Here is a 19,209-nt window from a genome sequence, read left to right as displayed (position 1 = left end):
AGATATCGCTATGGAACTACGTAAGATTGATTTAAATACAACGACACTGACTCTTTCTATCTTCGGTGATTTAGATGCAGCAGGTAGCCGTGATGCTCAAACCGATATTGACGATGTAATCTCAAATGATGGCCACCCTGAAATCGAAGTTGATTTCAGCCAAGTTGAGTTTTTAGATTCATCTGGTGTTGGCGCAATTGTTTACATGTTCAAACGCCTAACTGAACGCGAACGCAACATGCGACTTGAAAATGTGACTGGTCAACCTCTTGAAATTATGAACTTGTTACGTATTGGCCACGCTATCCCAGTAAATTCAAAAAATCCTACAAATTCATGAAGATCCACTAAGCTAGAAGTAACAAAACATAATAATAAAAAGTAAAAACATAGGACGTTGGCATGAAAATACTGAAAAGCTACATAGCCCTTTCTCTGTCTGCTTTAGTTCTAGGTGGCTGTACTAGCTACCCTGAACAAGGCACTGGCGGCTTGGCTGAAAGTTATGACTCTATTAATTACCAAAATTCCGACTTTTCTCCTGTCATGCCAGACGAGCCTCTTGGTCCTGAACACGGATTACGTTTTGATTGGCAACTGGCTAAATTACATCTTGATGCCTTGATTCAAGAAGGCGCCCGTTGGTGCTTCCCCGCTGCTGTTGTGCAAGCGATAGAGAAGCAAAATCGTATCGCTCGCGAACTACAAGGTGGCCTGCTTCTAGATGCGGCAAACGACCTAGTCATTCAAAGAAAACGTTTAAACGAACTTGAAGTCCAACTGGACTATGTGACGTCACAAGCACGGTGTGAACCACCAAAAAATGAAAACCAATTTAGAATGCAATTGTCGGTTATCGAACAGTTGTACGACCTGCTTAATGTTGACAACCAATTCGCGGAAAACTCTACTGAAGTCAATCCCAAATACATGGGACGACTTGCCGAGGCAACGACGCTACTGAAAGAACATAAATCTCTAGACCTTGTTGTTACCGGCCATGCTGATGCCACGGGTACTGAAGAATATAACGATGACTTGGCACTTGGACGTGCTAAACAAGTCGAACGCTACCTAACGATTTTTGGCTTAGGTGTTCAGAGAATCAAAGCGGTATCTGTTGGTGAAACGGTTCCTCTTTTTGAAGGCGAATCAGACGGTACGCGTTTAACTAACCGCCGAGTGAGTATTGAAGTTATCTCCCCTAAAAATGCCGAGAAAATGGGAGGTGGATTATGAAATCATTGATCGCTTTTATCATCACCCTATCGTTAAGCTTTACGAGTGTCGTAAATGCTAACGAAGAGTTTTCAGACGCGGTTCAAGTCGGTGACCTTATCCAAGTTAACGTACCCGGTGAAAGTACGTTGAACAAAGGGTTCCAAGTGGATAAACGTGGCCGCATTACCCTCCCTGAAGTGGGCGCCGTATTTGTTGCGGGTTATAACAGTGAACAACTTAACAAAGTCGTTTTAGAGTCACTGGCTACCGCTTATAAAGATCTTTCAAACGCTTCGGTATATGTAAAAGAGCAGCTAATTATCATCTACGTGCAAGGTTATGTAGAACAACCCGGTGAATACACACTGGCGTTAGGCTCAAGTATCCAAATGGCACTCTACGCAGCAGGTGGATTACGTCCCGGCGCACAACTGGACAAATTGATACTTAAGCGAGGTGCGGACAAGAAAGAGTTTAACTACAAACGATTCCTTGATTCAGGTGATGAATCAACACTACCTACTCTGCAATCACTGGATTCATTATTCGTTCCAGCTTCCCCATTAGTCGGTAACATCGAGCAAGAGTTTGACGCAGCAAAGCTCGCTAACTCAGGTGACAGTGCTGACTCTCGCAATTCGATTAAAGTGTTTGGTGAGGTTAACGCGCCGGGTTCGTTCACTTACAAAGAGAATACCGACCTTGTCGACGTATTAATGCGTTCAGGCGGGGTAACTCGCTATGCCAGTGTTGAACAAATCCGAGTAATTTCAAATAATACGCCTACGCTGTTCAACCTTAAGCGTTATTTGGATTCTGGTGACGAAAGCCTACTTCCAATCTTACGCCCAGGTGCAACGATTTTTGTGCCGAAGCAAGAGGAAGAGATCAAATCCGGCGCAAACATGGTTTACGTTATGGGTGAAGTCGCTGCCCCTGGCGCTTTTGAAGGAAAGAGAGACGCGACCTTCATGGATATCCTTGCCAATGCTGGCGGCCCAACTCGATTTGCAGAGTCGCGTCAAATACGCGTAATCAAAGCGGATGGTCGAGTACTTAAATTCGATTTAGCGGCTTACACTGAAGGCTTGCCTAACTCTAACCCACCGAATATTAAAGCCGGTGACGCGATCTTTGTTCCTGAGAAAACCGACATGAACGAGAAATCTTGGTTAAAGATTGCACCAGACAGAGCAGTTAACGTGATTGGTGAGGTGAATCGACCTGGTCGTATAGAATGGTCAGATGAAATGAACTTCATGGGATTATTGGCACACGTCGGCGGCCCCACGCTACGCGCTGACACATCGAAAATTGAAGTCGTGACGGGTAGAAAGTTGGTTGTGTTTAATCTTGATGATTTCATCAGAAATGGTGCGCCACGAGATCTGATGCCACAAATTCGTGCAGGCTCTATCGTCCGTGTCCACGACTTGCCACAAGATCCGTCAGACAATAAATCTCAATGGGTACGTCAAAGCTCTGATGCTTCGATCTACATTTTTGGACAAGTGAATGCACCGGGTCGTTACCGCTTCACCAAAGACATGCACTTTCTTGACATTTTGTCTGCAGCTGACGGGCCTACTAAGGATGCCGATATACACAACGTGCGTGTGACTCACCGTGATAAAACCTACTCTAAAGTAAGCAAACTCAATTTATCGTTGTACTTCGAAACCGGTGACGAATCGTTACTGCCAAATGTAACCACAGGTGACACTATTTATATCCCAGAGAAAGGTAAAAACTGGTTAGATACACCGAAAGAAGAAACCGTTCGTGTACTTGGCGCGATTAACAACCCAGGACGTTATGTGTTCAACGACAACATGACCATTTTAGATATATTGGCAGAGGCGGCGGGCCCTACTGATAACGCTTACGTAGAGAAAATTACCATTGTGAATATGTCTTGTTGCCAAGGTCAAGCTCGTACCTTCGACCTTGTTGAATTCAGCAAAACAGCCAACATTTATAACCTACCAGTACTGCGCGCTGGTGACACTATCTACATCCCAGATCGCCGAGAGAGCTTTATGGAAAAAGCTCGTGTAGGTCTAGAAGACATACTACGTCTAACAACAATGATCGTCTTAATAGGAGCTTTATAATGACTATTTCAGCAATCCAAGCAGAAGTAGAACAACTGTATCTAGCTTCTGAACTTAACGGACAGAAATCGATTTGCGTGACTGCCTGTCATTCAGGTGACGGGGTAACCTCTATTGCAACTGCATTAGCAGAACGTTTTCTCCTTGCTGGTCATTCTACGCTTTATGTTGACCTCAACTTATACAATCCTGCTTTTAAAGATTTGAACATGTTGGAAGACAATCAACAGGGACAGTTAATTGAACATGTCGAGTCTCATCGTACGTTTATCGGTGTCCCTGCTCCACAAATCGCATCAACGCAATTGGCTTATAAAGATCCGACTACATTACAAAAAGTGGTGAACAAATGGTTAGAGAAATACGATCGAGTCATCATTGATACCTCACCGCTTCTCAATATTAACAAAGGGAATATCCCCGCACAGTCTGTTGCGAGTGCCTGTGACAGCACATTGATGGTTGTCGCCTATGGTGAAACGTCAACTCACCACCTAGAACAAGCGAAAAAGCTGCTTGATGCGCAGAGTATCAATCTTATGGGTTGTGTGATGAACATGAAACAAACACCTAGCTTTGCACAAGAGTTGGTAAGACAAATCAATCGCATGAAATTCCTTCCAACTAAACTTCGCGATAGCTTGGCCAATAAGCTTTACCAAAATGAGTTTTTAAACCTACCGATGTAACTTTTCTGCGCCACGATAGCTTTTTTGTACAACTATAGCTTTCTTGTGCAACTGTATGGCTATCAGTAAATCCTGACAGCCACCGTGCCTATTGGACTTTACGCCCAAACACCCCAAAACCAAGTTGGGTGTTTTTGGCGAAATTATTGTTAAAAATACGATTTTAAAAACCACTCAACGCATTTCACACACTTCGAGCGTGGTCTTACCACCTTTAAAACCCTTCAAGAATCAACCGCCCATGCCTAACTTTATCGGTAATGTGACACAGACGGTTAAAGTGCCATGTAAATCGCATCAAAGATGGAATTCGTACGATTATTCCCTAAGATTATAAATAGAGGTGGTTTTTGACGAATTTGTAATAGTTTGACAAAGTTATCCGATGGCTGTTGAAACACAGTGGATGAATTGGCAAATCACACTTCACTGACTTTGCACATTTATCTATTCAAACTTCACCCATCCCTCCTTCTGCTCAAATGGTTCAAATACACGGAAAGGATCACCATCGAGCAATTTAGATAATCAATTTACCTTGGTTACCTTAGTTGTATTATTAAAGAGAAAGGAAACTCAATATGAAATACAAGTTAAGCTCCGTATTTTTGTTAGTAGCAGCAGCCAGCGGTAATGCTAACGCTGGAGAATGTGGCAGCGTAACAATCGCAGATATGAACTGGAACTCTGCAACACTGATCGCCAATATCGACCAATTCATCCTAGAACATGGTTATGGGTGTGATGCCGAACTTATCCCTGGCGACACCATGCCAACAGGCACATCCATGATTGAAAAAGGCCAGCCTGATGTTGCACCTGAACTTTGGAGCAACAGCTTAAAAGACGCATTGGACAAGGGTGTCCAAGAAAAACGTCTTCGCTATGCAGGTAAAGCACTTGTGAATGGCGGTGAAGAAGGCTTTTGGGTTCCAGCTTACTTAGTTAAACAATACCCAGAGATGGCAACCATCGAAGGTGTACGTAAAAACGCTAGCTTATTTAAGCACCCTGAAGACCCAGATACATCAGCATTTTACAGTTGCCCAGCAGGCTGGAACTGTCAGATCAGTGCCGGAAACTTGTTTAACGCTCTTGAGCTGGAAGACAGTGGTTTCACGATTGTTGATCCAGGCTCGAGTGCCGGCTTATCTGGCTCTATCGCAAAAGCTTATGAGCGCGAAGAAGCTTGGTTTGGTTACTACTGGGCACCAACCGCTGTTCTAGGAAAATACGACATGGTTAAAGTCGACTTTGGCAGCGGCGTTAATGAGGAAGAGTTCCTTAACTGTACCACCAAAGAAGACTGTGAATCGCCAAAAGCGACCATGTACCCGCCTTCACCCGTTCACACTATCACCACTGAGAGTTTTGCGTCACGTGCACCTGAAGCTTATGACTACTTCACTAAACGTGGTTTCACAAACGACAAAATGAACTCGCTGCTTGCTTGGATGGAAGACAACCAAGCCGATGGTGAAGAAGCAAGTCTGCATTTCTTGAGTGAATTCCCAGAAGTATGGCACCCATGGGTTTCTCAAGAAGTGGCTAAGAAAGTTGAAGCCGAACTGTAAAAGCTTGGTTTAACAACAAGTAATTACGCTTCAACAATAATACGGAAATAACGTCGCTATACTTGATGTTATTCATGATTCGGAGCCCTTTTCATAGGCGATTACCTCATCGTATGAACAAGTGGCTCCGAACTATAAGGATATAAAATGGCTGACACCAATTGGTTATCAACCTTTCCAGAGATGGAACGCGCTGATTTACGAACCATAAAAAAGACGCTGGATGGCGCATACCGTGAATTCTCTCGTGAATACGGTGAAATGATTGAATCTCTATTTGACCCTCTTCTTTCATTCCTAGTTTGGTTTGAAAAACTTCTTATCTCAACCCCTTGGATTATAGTCCTCGCTGTTTGTACAAGCCTTGTCTACGCCGCGAGTCGTTCTTGGAAACTGGCTTTAGGTTGTGTCGTTTCCCTGCTCCTTATTGGTTACTTTGGTATGTGGGAAGACACCATGCGTACGCTCAGTATCATCACTGTGTGTACCTTGGTTTCGATATTCTTAGGCATTCCGATTGGCATTGCGATGGCTCGCTCGAATCGAGCGCAATCTATCGTTACGCCGATGCTTGATATCATGCAAACCATGCCGGCATTCGTTTACTTGATCCCAGTAGTGATGCTACTCGGCATCGGTAAGATTCCAGGGCTAATCGCCGTGGTTATCTACGCGATTCCACCTGTGATTCGTTTAACCAATCTAGGCATACGCTTAGTCGACAAAGAAGTATTGGAAGCGGCTACCGCTTTTGGTGCGAGCAAAAAGCAACGCTTATGGGGTGTTCAACTACCGTTAGCGATGCCAACGATCATGGCGGGTATCAACCAAACCATCATGATGGCACTGTCTATGGTTGTTATCGCATCAATGATTGGTGTTAAAGGCCTAGGACAACCGGTTCTTAAATCTATTACCAACCAATACTTCACATTAGGCTTGATGAATGGTTTCGCCATTGTTGCCCTAGCAATCCTTTTTGACCGCGCTTCGCAGGCGTACGCAAGAAGAACCAATGCGCATTTAGGAGGACTCAAGCATGACTAAACCATTGATTGAGATTAGTGGCCTATACAAAGTGTTTGGACCGAAACCGATGTCTGTTATGAACCGAGTTCAGAACGGCGAACACAAAGACCAGATTCTTGCTGACACGGGTCATACCGTTGGTTTGAAAGAGATTAACCTTGAGATTAACCGTGGCGAAATCTTCGTTATCATGGGGCTTTCTGGCTCGGGTAAATCGACGCTGATTCGCCACTTCAACCGTTTGATAGATCCGACTCAAGGTAAAATCATGGTTGAAGGCATCGATGTGATGAGCCTCAATACCAAGCAATTAGAAGAGTTCCGTCGTCATAAAATGTCGATGGTATTCCAACGCTTTGGCTTAATGCCTCATCGCACCGTGGTAGAAAACGTTGCGTACGGGTTGGAAGTACAAGGTATCAAAAAAGAAGACCGTTTAGCGAAAGCCAATGAGTGGTTAGAAACGGTGGGGTTGAAAGGTTACGGCAAGCAGTACCCTGCCCAGCTTTCTGGCGGTCAACAACAACGTGTTGGTCTTTCTCGAGCTCTGTGTACTAATGCTGAAATCTTATTAATGGATGAAGCGTTTTCAGCGCTCGATCCTTTGATTCGAAGTGAAATGCAAGATCAACTCATTGAACTGCAAGAGAAGCTTCATAAGACGATTGTTTTCATCACCCACGATTTGGATGAAGCACTTCGTCTCGGCGATCGAATCGCAATTTTGAAAGATGGCGAGTTGGTACAACAAGGTACGCCACATGAGATTCTGCTGAATCCAGCCGATGACTATGTAGAGGCATTCGTTAAAGACGTAAACCGTGCTCGTGCATTGACCGTTGAAACCGTTATGCAGCCCCCTCTCTATCGAATCACATCTGAAACGATTGAAGGTGCCTTGGCACAAATGAAGATGCTGAAAAATGACTACGCTTATCACGTAACGGATGAAGGCTATCAAGGTCTAGTCACACAAGAGAGCCTACAGGATGCAGTTGAAGATTCATCGGTGCATGACTTCAGTGAAGAGATATACGAAGAAGTTCCAGCCATTTTGCCTGATGCGGTGATTGAAGAAGTGCTACCAGACACAATGTCTTGTGACTATTCTCTTCCGGTTGTTGATGAGGACGGTAACCTAAAAGGTGAACTAGAGAGAAGCGCTGTTGCTGATATCTTCTCCGAAAGTAGCGAGGAAGAAGTAGAAGCCGACCCAAAGCCAAAGATTGATAAAGCTTCGTAGTTCTACTTTTCGATATTTAAAGCACGGCTGTTTAAATTATCGCTATTTGGGTTATAGCTATTTTGGTTATATAGCTATTTAGATTAGCCTAAACGACTTAACCTGCTCTAAGACCACTGTTGTTAATAACTGCAGTGGTCTTTTTTATGTGTATCGGCCTCGCTTTGTCCTGCACTCTTCCCTTTAAGCGTATAAGTACCCAGGCTAATAGGTGCCTAAGTTTATATTTCATAAGAGAAAACAAATTTAAATCAGTTCGTTAGGTTTGTCACAAACATAGTGGCAATTCGGGCGAGAAGGCAATTAATTGCTTTGTTTATAAGGCAAGCAGTTGAAATTATTCTAGAAAATGACTAGAACTTAATAGTACTCACGGATATTACGCTCAACAAAAGGACTTAGTTTGATGAATTCCACTTTAGCGTCAGACACAGCTGCACATCTAAACTCACAAGAAGTTAGCGAGCTTGTTGATGAAAGCGTTCTAGAGCAAATGATTCGAGATACAAGTGCGGATATTATCCCGATCTTGATCGACCATTATGTCGAAGAATCACAAACACGCTTGGTCGCCATAAAAGAGGCTGTCGCTCAGCACGACGCTCAAACACTTGAGTTTGAGGTTCATACTCTTGGCAGCACCGCACTCTCATTAGGTAATCGCCCTTTGGGTGAGTTAGCTCGCGCTTTAGAGAAGCAGTGTCTAGAACAGAGTCACGATGCGGCATTTCTGCAAGTTGACGAATTACTAGAACTCGCAGAGCGTTCAATCAAAGCCTTGCTTGACAGGAAACAGGCAGGCTTCAGTTAACTTTGGATGTTCATATAGCATCAGATAAAAACTCAACATAGTCGTTATTAATATAGTCCCCATAAAGATGCGAACTAGTATGAGTAGCAATGCGGGAAATTCTACACACCGCGCCTTAAAAGATTGCATGCGGTAGATAACAAATACACAAGACTCGTATTGATGGTTTTATATCACTATGTTATTGATTGGTTAGGATAAAGTTTCAAAAGGAATACACAATGCGCCCTAAGGTATTGTTAGTTGAAGACTCCACCTCACTCGCCGTACTCTACAAGCAGTACGTAAAGGACGAGCCCTACGATATCTTCCACGTCGAAACCGGCGCGGAAGCTAAGACCTTCATTGAAAGGCACTCTCCACAGCTTGTTATTCTTGACCTTAAGTTGCCCGACATGCCAGGGGAAGAAGTCTTAGATTGGATTAGTACGAACGAAATACCAACCGCCGTCATTATCGCGACGGCACATGGCTCAGTAAACATTGCTGTTGACCTTATCCAGCGCGGTGCGGAAGACTTCTTAGAGAAACCCATTCAAGCCGATCGACTCAAGACTTCTGTTCGCTTACATCTAAAAAGAGCGAAACTCGAAAACCTTGTCGATAACATGCAAAGCAAGTTCGATCGTGACCGCTTTCATAATTTCATCGGCTCTTGCCTTCCCATGCAAGCGGTTTACAAGATTATCGATTCGGTAGCACCAACCACCGCCAGCGTGTTTATTAACGGTGAAAGTGGTACGGGTAAAGAAGTGTGTGCTGAAGCGATCCACCAAGAGAGCCAGCGTAACGGTAAGCCCTTCGTGGCTATTAACTGTGGTGCTATCCCTCGAGACCTAATGGAAAGTGAAATCTTCGGTCACGTTAAAGGTGCATTTACCGGTGCGACAACCGACCGTAAAGGTGCCGCAATGCAAGCGCATGGTGGCACCCTATTTCTCGATGAGCTTTGTGAAATGGAACTGGAGATGCAGAAGAAGCTCCTACGATTTTTGCAAACTGGTACGTTTACCCCACTCGGTGGCAACCGCGAGATTAAAGTGGATGTCAGAATTATCTGTGCGACCAACCGCGATCCACTGGTTGAGGTAGAAGAAGGACGCTTTAGAGAAGACCTTTACTATCGTGTTCACGTTGTGCCTATCGAGATGCCACCGCTTCGTGAACGAGGAAGTGACATTGTCACCCTGTCTAATCACTTCTTGAAGCTGTACGCGAAGCAAGACAAGAAGAAGTTCAAATCAATAGACAAAGAAACGCAGAATCTACTTAAACGTTATGCGTGGCCAGGCAACGTACGTCAGTTGCAAAACATCATCCGTAACATCGTGGTGTTGAACAATGAAACGAGCGTGACTAAAGACATGTTACCGCCTCCGATTAATAAAGTAGACGTAGCTACAGCCACGAAATCAGTGACACCTATTCGAGTAGCTGCGCCCCAAGCTGCTGTTGTGGAAGCATCAGAAACTAAGTTGCCACCTATTACACCGGAAGAGTTGGAGCAATCCTCAGTTGTCCCCGCTAACAACGATCCGATGACGCCCGCATTTACAACAAGCGAAGGTGCTATTCGTCCAATGTGGCAAATAGAGCGCGAAGCTATTCAACATGCCATCAATCATTGCGATGGGAATGTGTTAAACGCTGCCGTGCTGTTAGAACTTAGCCCTTCTACTGTTTATCGTAAGAAACAGGCTTGGGAATCGGAAGATGAGTACAATCAAGCCTAGCCAAGGTGTACTCAACGTAAACCTTCACGAGATTTGGCTGTTGATCGACAGCCAAACTTTTGGAGGCATAGAAACGCATGTTTTAGAGTTAGCACAAGGGCTGATATCTGAAAGCGCCCAGTATTCAGAGGCTATTCGAATCGTTCTTTTGACTAAGTTTAATCCTGAAGCGATCATCGTTGAAAAGTTGAATGCGCTGAACATCCCTTATAGTTACCTCTCCGATTTAGCCTCATACTCTGCAGGTTCAAGCGGCAATAGCGCGACACAGCTTAAACGTGCAGCTCATCATTATGAGCCAAGGCTTATCCATGCTCATGGTTACAAAGCCAGTTTGGTCAGCAAACTAATAAAGCTCCCACCTCGTTTTAACAACACCAAACAAATCACCACTTATCATGCCGGTGAAACCCCAACAGGCAAAGTATGGCTTTATGACTGGCTCGACCGTTACAGCAGCTTTGTTTCTGATCAGTCGCTCGTGGTCAGTGAGAAGATTAAAGCGAAAGTGCCGAGTAAAACCCATCAATTGAATAACTTTGTTAAAGTCCCTACCGGATTAACAAAGTCCCCTTCATCAAGCCCATTCCATGTTGGCTTTGTGGGACGATTAAGCCACGAAAAAGCGCCAGATCGATTTGTCGCATTAGCCAAGCCGTTTCCTGATGTTCGGTTTGAGCTTTTTGGTGACGGGCCAGAAATGGAAGCGTTAGTTAAATCGCAGCCTGATAATGTTACCTTTCATGGGCATCAGACCAATATGGACGACGTCTGGAGCCAAATCGATTTGTTAATCATCCCTTCCCGCTTTGAAGGCTTACCTATGGCGGCATTAGAAGCCATGATTCGCGGCATTCCTGTCCTCGCCACCTCAGTTGGTAACTTGCCTAAACTCATCGAGCACCAAGTTAACGGCTACCTCGCCAATTCAGAAGCTGAACTAGAACAGTTTTTATCTTTGTGGATATCATTGTCGATTGAACAACGTGACTTTCTCAGAAGTAACGCGATAAAAACCGTCAAAAACCAATATTCGCCACAAGCTGTTGTCCCGAAGTTGTTGGAAATCTACCAACTCGATCGTTAATCCTAGCCTTAGTAGATAACTGGTTATTTTAGCTTGATAATTTAGCCGTTCTAGTCAGTTTTATACTGATTCTCAAAATGACAAATCTCAACTTAAGATTATAGTATTACTCAATAATCCATCATTAAATCAGTTAGTTAACTGAGATGCATAACTGGCACTCGCTTTGCAACCTTTAACATCACGCATTAGATACGACTTTCAAATGTATAACGATAGAGAGCTGCCATGAATAGTTTACTCAGCAATAGAGATTACAATGCTCACCCCTGAAGCCAATAGATTGCCAGTCATCATCACTATCAGCACCTTGTGTGTTGGGCTTGGTATTGTTTGGTACTTTGTGCCTCACCCTGCTGTTATTGTAGCGCTCGCTCTTGTGCCATTAGCTGGGTTATTCGTGTTAAACAAGACATTCTGGCTAGTTCTACTGTTCGTTGTCTTTTCATTTTTCCGAATTCACGAAGCCATACCTCAACTCTATTCGTTAAAAATACCGCTGATGCTTTCATTAGGTGCCCTGTCAGCTTTACTCTGGCATGCACTAATCAGTAAAGAGCTAAAAATCTTCTGGCACCCTTGTTTAAATTGGCTCGCCATATTTTGGGTATTGGTTTTCATTGGTATTATCTTCGCGTCTAACAGGCCCATAGCATTTGCAGAATTCAAAGGTGTTTATTGGAAAATAATCGTCATGACGCTGGCGATTACTTGGTTAGTAAACACCACGGAAAATCTTGCAAAAACCGCGATGACGATTATCTACGCAGGCGCTTTAGTCAGTTTTATTGCCGTGTACAACTCAGTAAATGGTATTGGGCTTGTCGAGGGCTCACGCGTGACTATTGGCCGCGATTTTGGCTCTATGTTAGGTGACCCGAACGACCTAGCACTGGTACTGATGTTCCCACTCGCCTTTACAATAAGCCAAGCCACCACGACTGGCATCTCACGATCCAAGCGTTTAATCAGTGCCTTAGTTTGTCTGTTACTGCTTGCCGCCATTATTGCCACTCAAAGCCGTGGCGGATTACTGGGTTGTATTGCGGTGATTGGTATTTTTGCGTGGAAGCTAGTGCGCTCTAAAGTCCTCTTAATCTCCGTAGGAACTGTCGCGGCCGTCGTGCTCTACTTGGTTGCTGGGATCTCAGACAGGTCTTCTGGTGGTGCAGCTGAACAAGGCATCGATGAATCTGCAATGGGGCGAATCTATGCTTGGGAAGCGGCAGTAAAAATGGCAGTTGAGAACCCACTGACCGGCGTAGGGTTGAACAACTTCTTCTCGAACTACTTCTTTTATAGTTCGCACTGGGACGGACTGAATCACGCCGTTCACAGTACCTGGTTTGGTGTGTTAGCAGAAACAGGCTTTATTGGTCTGATCATTTTTGTCTGCCTTATCGTTTCTTTGATCAAAACCTCCCGATCCACACTCACCAGATTAAAAAACTCAACCACAGAAATCGCACCTGAACTAAATGCGGTCGCGTATGCGATCTATGCAGGCCTGATTGGAACAATCGTGTCGGGTACATTTTTGACTCAAGGCTTCAACTGGCCGATTTATATCCTCGCAGCGCTCACAGTTTGCGTCTCTAACGTATCTCAAACTGCCTGTCAAAATGAGAAAACCTAAAACCCACACTTTAACCCATTGAAAACATTATATTTATTAAATGGCACAGTATATGAAAGTACTTCTATATAACAAGATAGAGGAGTTTCATTATGACGTCAGTATCTATACATCAATTCAAACATTGGCTTAAGTTTCATCCTAATTCTCGAATTAGAAATGTGTTTTTCATTTTGAAAGACATCAGAAGCGCAGAGCTACCTACCCCTCAAATACTTAATCGTTGCCTCTATCAAGCGCACAAGCTAGTGGTGAATTTGGTTTCTGGCTTGACGAGATTCTTCTACTGGACACCGGCTTTCAAAGGTCGTGTGGCTCAATGTGGCAAGCGCCTGTATTTGTATGGTGGTCTGCCTTTCGTCAGCGGTCCGGTACAAATTACGATTGGCGACAACTGCCGTATCTCTGGCCACACGACATTCTCTGGTTGTACTCAGCCACTTGAAGGCTTGGAACACCCACTATTGTCGATTGGCAACAACGTCGACATCGGTTGGCAGTCGACTATCGCTGTTGGCGGTAAAGTGGTTATCTCTGACAACGTACGAATCGCTGGCGGCGCGTTTCTATTTGGATACTCTGGTCACCCGCTAGATGCAAAACGTCGAGCGCAAGGTGAAGGTGATGACCCTCAGCAAATCGGCGACATCATTCTTGAACCCGATGTTTGGCTAGGCACGAATGTGACGGTTAAAGGCGGCGTAACTATCGGCGAAGGTGCCGTTATAGCCGCAGGCAGCGTAGTAACAAAGAATATCCCGGCCTTCGCAATCGCAGGTGGTAACCCAGCTCGAGTAGTCGGACAGATTAAATCCGTTGAAGTGACTGAATCCGATGTATTCGATTCATTAGAGACTCATGGAGGTGACCATGCGTGATTTAATCGTATTTGGTGAAGACTTTGGCGGCCTACCGTCATCAACTCAACATTTAGTGCGTCACCTTGCTAAGCAACACAAAGTCTTATGGGTCAACTCTATTGGCCTAAGACAACCGAAGCTGTCCGCTAAAGATGCCACCCGAGCGTTCAACAAATTGTTTGGCAAAACCAAAGCCGTTACTCAAAACATGCTCGACTCTGAGGGAAACGACAACATTACTATCGTTAACTTAAAGACAATCCCTGCGCCTGCTTCTCAATTTTGTAGAAAGTTGGCTCAGCAAATGATGTTGCATCAACTAAAACCAATGATTGCAGAGCTTAATCTTAACACGCCTATCCTATGGACTTCTCTTCCGACCGCTGTTGATTTGTGCGGACACTTAGGCGAGTCAGCGGTTGTTTATTACTGTGGGGACGACTTTAGTGCACTTGCGGGCGTAGACCACAAGACAGTCGCAAAGCATGAATTAGAACTCATTGAAAAATCAGATTTGATCTTCGCTGCTAGTGAAAAATTGATAGACAAATTCCCTAGCAAGAAAGCTCAGCTCTTACCACATGGTGTCGATGTCGGGCTATTTTCTACACCCGCACCAAGAGCAAAAGATTTACCAAGCAACCACCGCCCTATTGCTGGTTTTTATGGCAGCCTTTCTAAGTGGCTTGATTATGAAATGATTGATCATGTTGCGAATGCGATGCCGGAATGGGATTTTGTTTTCATTGGTCCAAACGAGCTTGATACGCTCATGCTGCCTAAGTTGAGTAACGTACATTACCTTGGCCCTCGTCCACACAACACGCTACCAAGTTATTCTCAACACTGGGATGTTAGCTTGTTGCCGTTTGTTGATAACGAGCAGATCCGAGCGTGTAGCCCACTCAAACTAATGGAATACCTTGCGGCTGGCACACCAATTATCACAACACCGTTCCCTGCTTTGGTTCCATATCAAGAGCACGTAACCACGGTTGGCAGCGCGAACCAAATGATTTGGGCGCTTGATCATGCACGCCAGCTAAGCAACTCACCTATCTCTGTCGTCGAACAAGAGAGCTGGCAGAACCGTGGTAACTTCGTACATTGGATGTTGGAGCTATTATGAATAATCTTAAGTTGCGCTTACTAGTCATCCTAAATGCGATGTGGCGCCAACGCTACGTTATCGTTCTGCCAATGCTTATTTTGCCATTTGTAGGCTTTGGTGTGAGTAAGTTGGCTCCAACTAAATATGACGCGCATACCAGTATGTTGATTCAAGAAACGGCCAAGATGAATCCATTCTTGGAAGACATCGCCGTTTCTACCATGCTAAAAGATCGACTTAACGCATTGAGAACATTGCTTCACAGTCGACATGTTCTTTACTCTGTAGCGGAAGAGCTTGAACTGACCACACCAAATATGTCTGAAATTGAGAAACAAGAAATTATCACTGATCTGTCTCAGCGTTTATCAGTGACACAGCTTGGAAAAGATTTTCTTAAAATTAGTTTAACGTCGAACACTCCAAATGGAATGGAACAAACGCTTCGAGCGGTGAGTGAACATTTTATTGAACAGCTGCTCGCGCCGGAACGTTCGTCAATTGAGGACTCAAGTAATTTTTTGAAAATCCATATAGACAAACGTAGTGCGGAACTTGAAGAGGCAGAAGAAGCGCTAGCCGCATACATGAACGAAAACGTCCAATCGACGCCAGAAGTGCAAAGCCAAAGCTTGAATCGCTTAGCGTCACTCAAACAAACACTGGCGGAAAAAGAGGCGGAATTATCGGGTGTTGAAAAAAGTTTAGGGTCAATCGACCAACAACTTTCTAAAACAAATCCCGTGATAGGTCGAATCGAAGACCAGATCATCGACATTCGCAGTGAGCTGACTCTGCTGCAAGCCAAATACACAAATAAACACAGTGCCGTACAAGCTAAAGTCCGTGAATTAGACAGGCTTGAAAATGAGCGAAAAAGTTTGCTCGAGGTAACCCAGCCAACGATGAACAGCGACCAGCTTTGGGACATCGCAAGTAGCACGACACTAAACAAGCTTTCTGATACCCAACCTCTTCTGGTCACTCAATTACACAGCCTACAACTGGTTCGTGCTCGCTTTGAGTCTTTAACTGAAGAGACCAAAAGCCTTCGTACTATGATTTTCGAATTAGAACACAAGGCGAATAACTTCGGTGAAAATGCCAAAGAGATGTACCGCCTTAAACGTCAAGTTGAAATCAAGCGTCAACTATATGATGAACTGACAGAGCGTTATGAAATGGCTCAGCTAACGGGTTCGCTTGGTGTATTCGAGCAAAACAAACGTGTGAAGATTATCGATTTGCCTTTCACGCCTAGCATGAAATCTAACATGCCGACTTTTATCTTTATTCTGGCTGGATTTGTTGCGGGCATCGGATTGGGCATTGGTCTGGCGGTATTGTTCGAGCTGTTTGACTCTTCAATCAAACGTAAAGACGAAATCGAAGAGATCTTAGGTGTCCCTGTGATAACGGTGATACCTAAAATGGGCTAGTCAGCCTCAAAGGTATTTTAAACTTGCTAGCCTCGTAGCTTCTTAGCTTCTTCTTGTCTTTTTTGCTTCCTAGCACTAAACGCCAACATTCGCTTGGCGTTTTGTTTGTCTGAAGACCCAAGTTCTAACGCCGCTTGAGGTTTCCCCGAGCCCTATTATTCAAACTGCCAATCAATCGTATTTTGTTTTGATTCCCATTTTGAGAAACGAAAACCGCCCTCGAACCATTCGCTATAAGCCACTGAAATGTAAAAACTATTTAATTGGCACAACTCCTGCAATCTCATTGTAAAGCTAAACGTTTTAAAGAAGTAACTTCAAGACAAATGTCAGAAAGGCGAAACAAGATTTATAAAGGCAGGGTCCAAATTATGAATACGCATTTAACGAAGCATGGTAAAAAGATCATACACGTTGTTCAGCACCTCGCTCCCGGCGGATTAGAAACCCTAACGTTAGATTTGCTGCGCCTTGCTAAACCAACAGACCAAGTGTTGATTGTCAGTCTAGAAGGAACAAAACAAGACTCGATCAACAACTGGCGTAAATTAAAGCAGTATCAAAATCAAATCGTCTTTTTGGACAAAGCACCAGGCGTACAACTCAGTATCATCATCAAATTGATGAAAGCATTTAACGGTATTCGACCTGATGTTGTTCACACGCATCACATAGGCCCACTGCTCTACGCGGGTTACGCTGCCCGTGTAACTGGGGTTCCTACTCGAATTCATACCGAGCATGATGCTTGGCATTTGAAAAATAACAAACGTCGTCGCTTACAAGCCCTTGCATTGAAAGCGGCTCAACCAACGTTAGTGGCCGATGCAACACGCGTTTACAATCAGTTACGTTGTGCGTTTTCATACAAAAACATCATCACGATTAAAAACGGCGTAGATTGTGAGAAGTTTAAACCGATGTCAAAAGCAGACGCGAGAGCAAAGCACAACCTACCAACCGACAAATACATCATTGGTTGTGCAGGGCGTTTAGAGCACGTGAAAGGTCAAGATCAGCTGATTAAGGCACTTGCTCTACTGCCATCAAACACCGTTGTCGCACTGGCTGGTGATGGTTCAAAACGCAATCAACTGGAACAACTCACTGACCGCTTGAATCTCAGCGACCGTGTGATCTTTCTCGGCCTAGTGGATGACATGACTACCTTTTACGGAGCGCTGGATACCTTCTGCCTACCTTCACGCCACGAAGGGCTTCCTCTTTCTACACTCGAAGCCCAAGCATGTAACATTCCAACCGTCGCGATGAATGTCGGTGCGGTTGACGAAACCTTATGTCCCATCAGCAGTTCCCTCGTCAAAAGTGGCAGCATTGCCGGATTAGCCAGTGCGCTATTAGAAAAACAAAATGAACGCTTTTTGTCACCTCGTCGTTACGTTCTCGACAACTTCGATATCATCAAAATGGTTTCGTCTTACAACGACATCTCAGAAGGAGCATACGCATGATCGATTGGTTACTTGCAGGACTTTGTCTGTTTTCAGGTGCGTTAATTGTCTATCATCACGCAGCCTATCCTTTACTACTACGCTGGTATGCGAAAAGCCACCCAGCACGTCAAATTGAAGAGAGTCATCGTTGTTACAAAGATGAGAAGCAAGATTGTACGTTACCCACCATCACCATTCTTGTACCGGCATTTAACGAGGAACAATGGATCGCAGATAAAGTTCGTAATCTTGCTTCACTCGATTACCCAAAAAAGAAGTTACAAGTGATTATTGCTTGTGATGGTTGTACTGATGACACGGTAAAAATCGCTCAAATGACGATTCAAGAAGCGATGTGCAGTGATGTTCATTTTGAGATACATGACCATCAATTAAACCGAGGTAAAGTCACGGTTATAAATGAGGAAGTGACATGCATAACCAGTGACATTACAGCGATGAGTGATGTATCAGCCCTTATTTCATTGGATGCGCTGCTTATTGCCGCCGCTCACTTTGAAAGTGACAAGGTTGGAGTGGTAAACGCAACGTATCAGCTTTGCCCAACACGTAACGAAGGTGAAAATACCTATTGGCAGTATCAAACTGCCGTTAAAGAGTCAGAAGCTTCATTAGGTTCGAGCTTAGGTTCTCATGGCGCTTTCTACTTGTTTAGAACACACCTGTTCGAACTGCTTCCACTCAACACTATTAATGATGATTTCATCCTACCGATGCGAATCGTTAAACAAGGTTACATCGCAGAATACGAAACACAAATGGTCGCACTGGAACTAGAAGAATCAAATTTAGAAACAGATTTCAAAAGGAGACTTCGTATTTCAGCGGGTAACATGCAACAAGCGATTCGATTGTTTGGCTTGTTCAGCCCGAAGTTCAAAGGCATCGCGTTTGCGTTCTTCTCTGGAAAAGGACTTCGTCTACTCACTCCATATTTAATGATTGTGTGCTTGGTGTGCTCAATCTTACTTAACAACTACTTGGTATTTGAAGTGTTGTTATGGGCTCAAGTTGCCGTGTATACCATTGGCGTACTTGGCTGCATCTTGCCAAAGCGTCTCGTAAATAAACCTATTTCATTAATCTCTTATTTGATAGTTGGACACTATGCCAACTTCATTGGTGGCATTCGTTACCTAATCGGGCTAGAAAACTCACCTTGGACACGAGCGAATCATTAAGGACTT

At 44.2% G+C, this 19,209-nt stretch carries 16 protein-coding genes; all 16 read left to right on the top strand.

The genetic code is table 11. The features are described from left to right. Nucleotides 1-10: 10 nt before the first annotated feature. Nucleotides 11-340: an STAS domain-containing protein gene (locus ACED59_RS11930; protein ID WP_004733793.1), complete on the top strand. Its 330-nt coding sequence runs from the start codon at nt 11-13 to the stop codon at nt 338-340. A 62-nt stretch (nt 341-402) separates the two neighbouring features. Beyond that, a complete protein-coding gene (locus tag ACED59_RS11925; protein WP_017097839.1) occupies nt 403-1,239 on the top strand; it encodes an OmpA family protein in 837 nt (278 codons plus the stop codon). Beyond that, nucleotides 1,236-3,335: an SLBB domain-containing protein gene (locus tag ACED59_RS11920; RefSeq protein ID WP_017097838.1), complete on the top strand. Its 2,100-nt coding sequence runs from the start codon at nt 1,236-1,238 to the stop codon at nt 3,333-3,335. The genes ACED59_RS11925 and ACED59_RS11920 overlap by 4 nt, the downstream gene beginning before the upstream one ends. Further along, nucleotides 3,335-4,024, top strand: a complete 690-nt coding sequence (locus tag ACED59_RS11915) for a tyrosine-protein kinase family protein (RefSeq protein ID WP_017097837.1) — start codon at nt 3,335-3,337, stop codon at nt 4,022-4,024. Before ACED59_RS11920 ends, ACED59_RS11915 begins: the two co-directional genes overlap by 1 nt. Nucleotides 4,025-4,605: 581 nt before the next feature. After that, nucleotides 4,606-5,598 (top strand): ABC transporter substrate-binding protein, encoded by a 993-nt coding sequence (locus ACED59_RS11910; RefSeq protein ID WP_017097836.1) that lies wholly within the window; start codon nt 4,606-4,608, stop codon nt 5,596-5,598. Nucleotides 5,599-5,745: 147 nt separating this feature from the next. Next, the gene (locus ACED59_RS11905; RefSeq protein ID WP_004733798.1) at nt 5,746-6,645 is read left to right on the top strand and encodes a proline/glycine betaine ABC transporter permease; all 900 of its coding nucleotides are present in this window, start codon (nt 5,746-5,748) and stop codon (nt 6,643-6,645) included. Beyond that, nucleotides 6,638-7,870, top strand: coding sequence for a glycine betaine/L-proline ABC transporter ATP-binding protein (locus ACED59_RS11900; RefSeq protein WP_017097835.1), 1,233 nt, complete (start codon nt 6,638-6,640; stop codon nt 7,868-7,870). The genes ACED59_RS11905 and ACED59_RS11900 overlap by 8 nt, the downstream gene beginning before the upstream one ends. Nucleotides 7,871-8,276: 406 nt before the next feature. After that, the gene (locus ACED59_RS11895) at nt 8,277-8,681 is read left to right on the top strand and encodes an Hpt domain-containing protein (protein ID WP_009846763.1); all 405 of its coding nucleotides are present in this window, start codon (nt 8,277-8,279) and stop codon (nt 8,679-8,681) included. A 221-nt stretch (nt 8,682-8,902) separates the two neighbouring features. After that, a complete protein-coding gene (locus tag ACED59_RS11890) occupies nt 8,903-10,414 on the top strand; it encodes a sigma-54-dependent transcriptional regulator (RefSeq protein ID WP_371705100.1) in 1,512 nt (503 codons plus the stop codon). Further along, the gene (locus ACED59_RS11885) at nt 10,395-11,501 is read left to right on the top strand and encodes a glycosyltransferase family 4 protein (protein ID WP_371705098.1); all 1,107 of its coding nucleotides are present in this window, start codon (nt 10,395-10,397) and stop codon (nt 11,499-11,501) included. Before ACED59_RS11890 ends, ACED59_RS11885 begins: the two co-directional genes overlap by 20 nt. Before the next feature lie 259 nt (nt 11,502-11,760). After that, entirely contained in the window at nt 11,761-13,137 is a 1,377-nt protein-coding gene (locus ACED59_RS11880) for an O-antigen ligase family protein (RefSeq protein ID WP_012603968.1), read from the top strand. 92 nt (nt 13,138-13,229) lie between these two features. Further along, nucleotides 13,230-14,015: a DapH/DapD/GlmU-related protein gene (locus ACED59_RS11875; RefSeq protein ID WP_012603969.1), complete on the top strand. Its 786-nt coding sequence runs from the start codon at nt 13,230-13,232 to the stop codon at nt 14,013-14,015. Further along, on the top strand, nt 14,008-15,126 hold the full coding sequence (locus ACED59_RS11870; RefSeq protein ID WP_017097833.1) for a glycosyltransferase: 1,119 nt from the start codon (nt 14,008-14,010) through the stop codon (nt 15,124-15,126). Before ACED59_RS11875 ends, ACED59_RS11870 begins: the two co-directional genes overlap by 8 nt. Further along, on the top strand, nt 15,123-16,547 hold the full coding sequence (locus ACED59_RS11865; protein WP_017097832.1) for a chain-length determining protein: 1,425 nt from the start codon (nt 15,123-15,125) through the stop codon (nt 16,545-16,547). Before ACED59_RS11870 ends, ACED59_RS11865 begins: the two co-directional genes overlap by 4 nt. 371 nt (nt 16,548-16,918) lie before the next feature. After that, on the top strand, nt 16,919-18,019 hold the full coding sequence (locus ACED59_RS11860) for a glycosyltransferase (protein ID WP_017097831.1): 1,101 nt from the start codon (nt 16,919-16,921) through the stop codon (nt 18,017-18,019). Continuing rightward, the gene (locus ACED59_RS11855) at nt 18,016-19,203 is read left to right on the top strand and encodes a glycosyltransferase family 2 protein (RefSeq protein ID WP_017097830.1); all 1,188 of its coding nucleotides are present in this window, start codon (nt 18,016-18,018) and stop codon (nt 19,201-19,203) included. The genes ACED59_RS11860 and ACED59_RS11855 overlap by 4 nt, the downstream gene beginning before the upstream one ends. The last annotated feature ends 6 nt before the right edge of the window (nt 19,204-19,209 follow it).

Origin of the sequence: Vibrio sp. FF266, from assembly GCF_041439695.1 — a bacterium.
Classification (GTDB): Bacteria; Pseudomonadota; Gammaproteobacteria; order Enterobacterales; family Vibrionaceae; genus Vibrio; species Vibrio tasmaniensis_A.
Note: the sequence above shows the minus strand (reverse complement) of the source record. Positions and strands in the feature narration are given on the sequence as shown.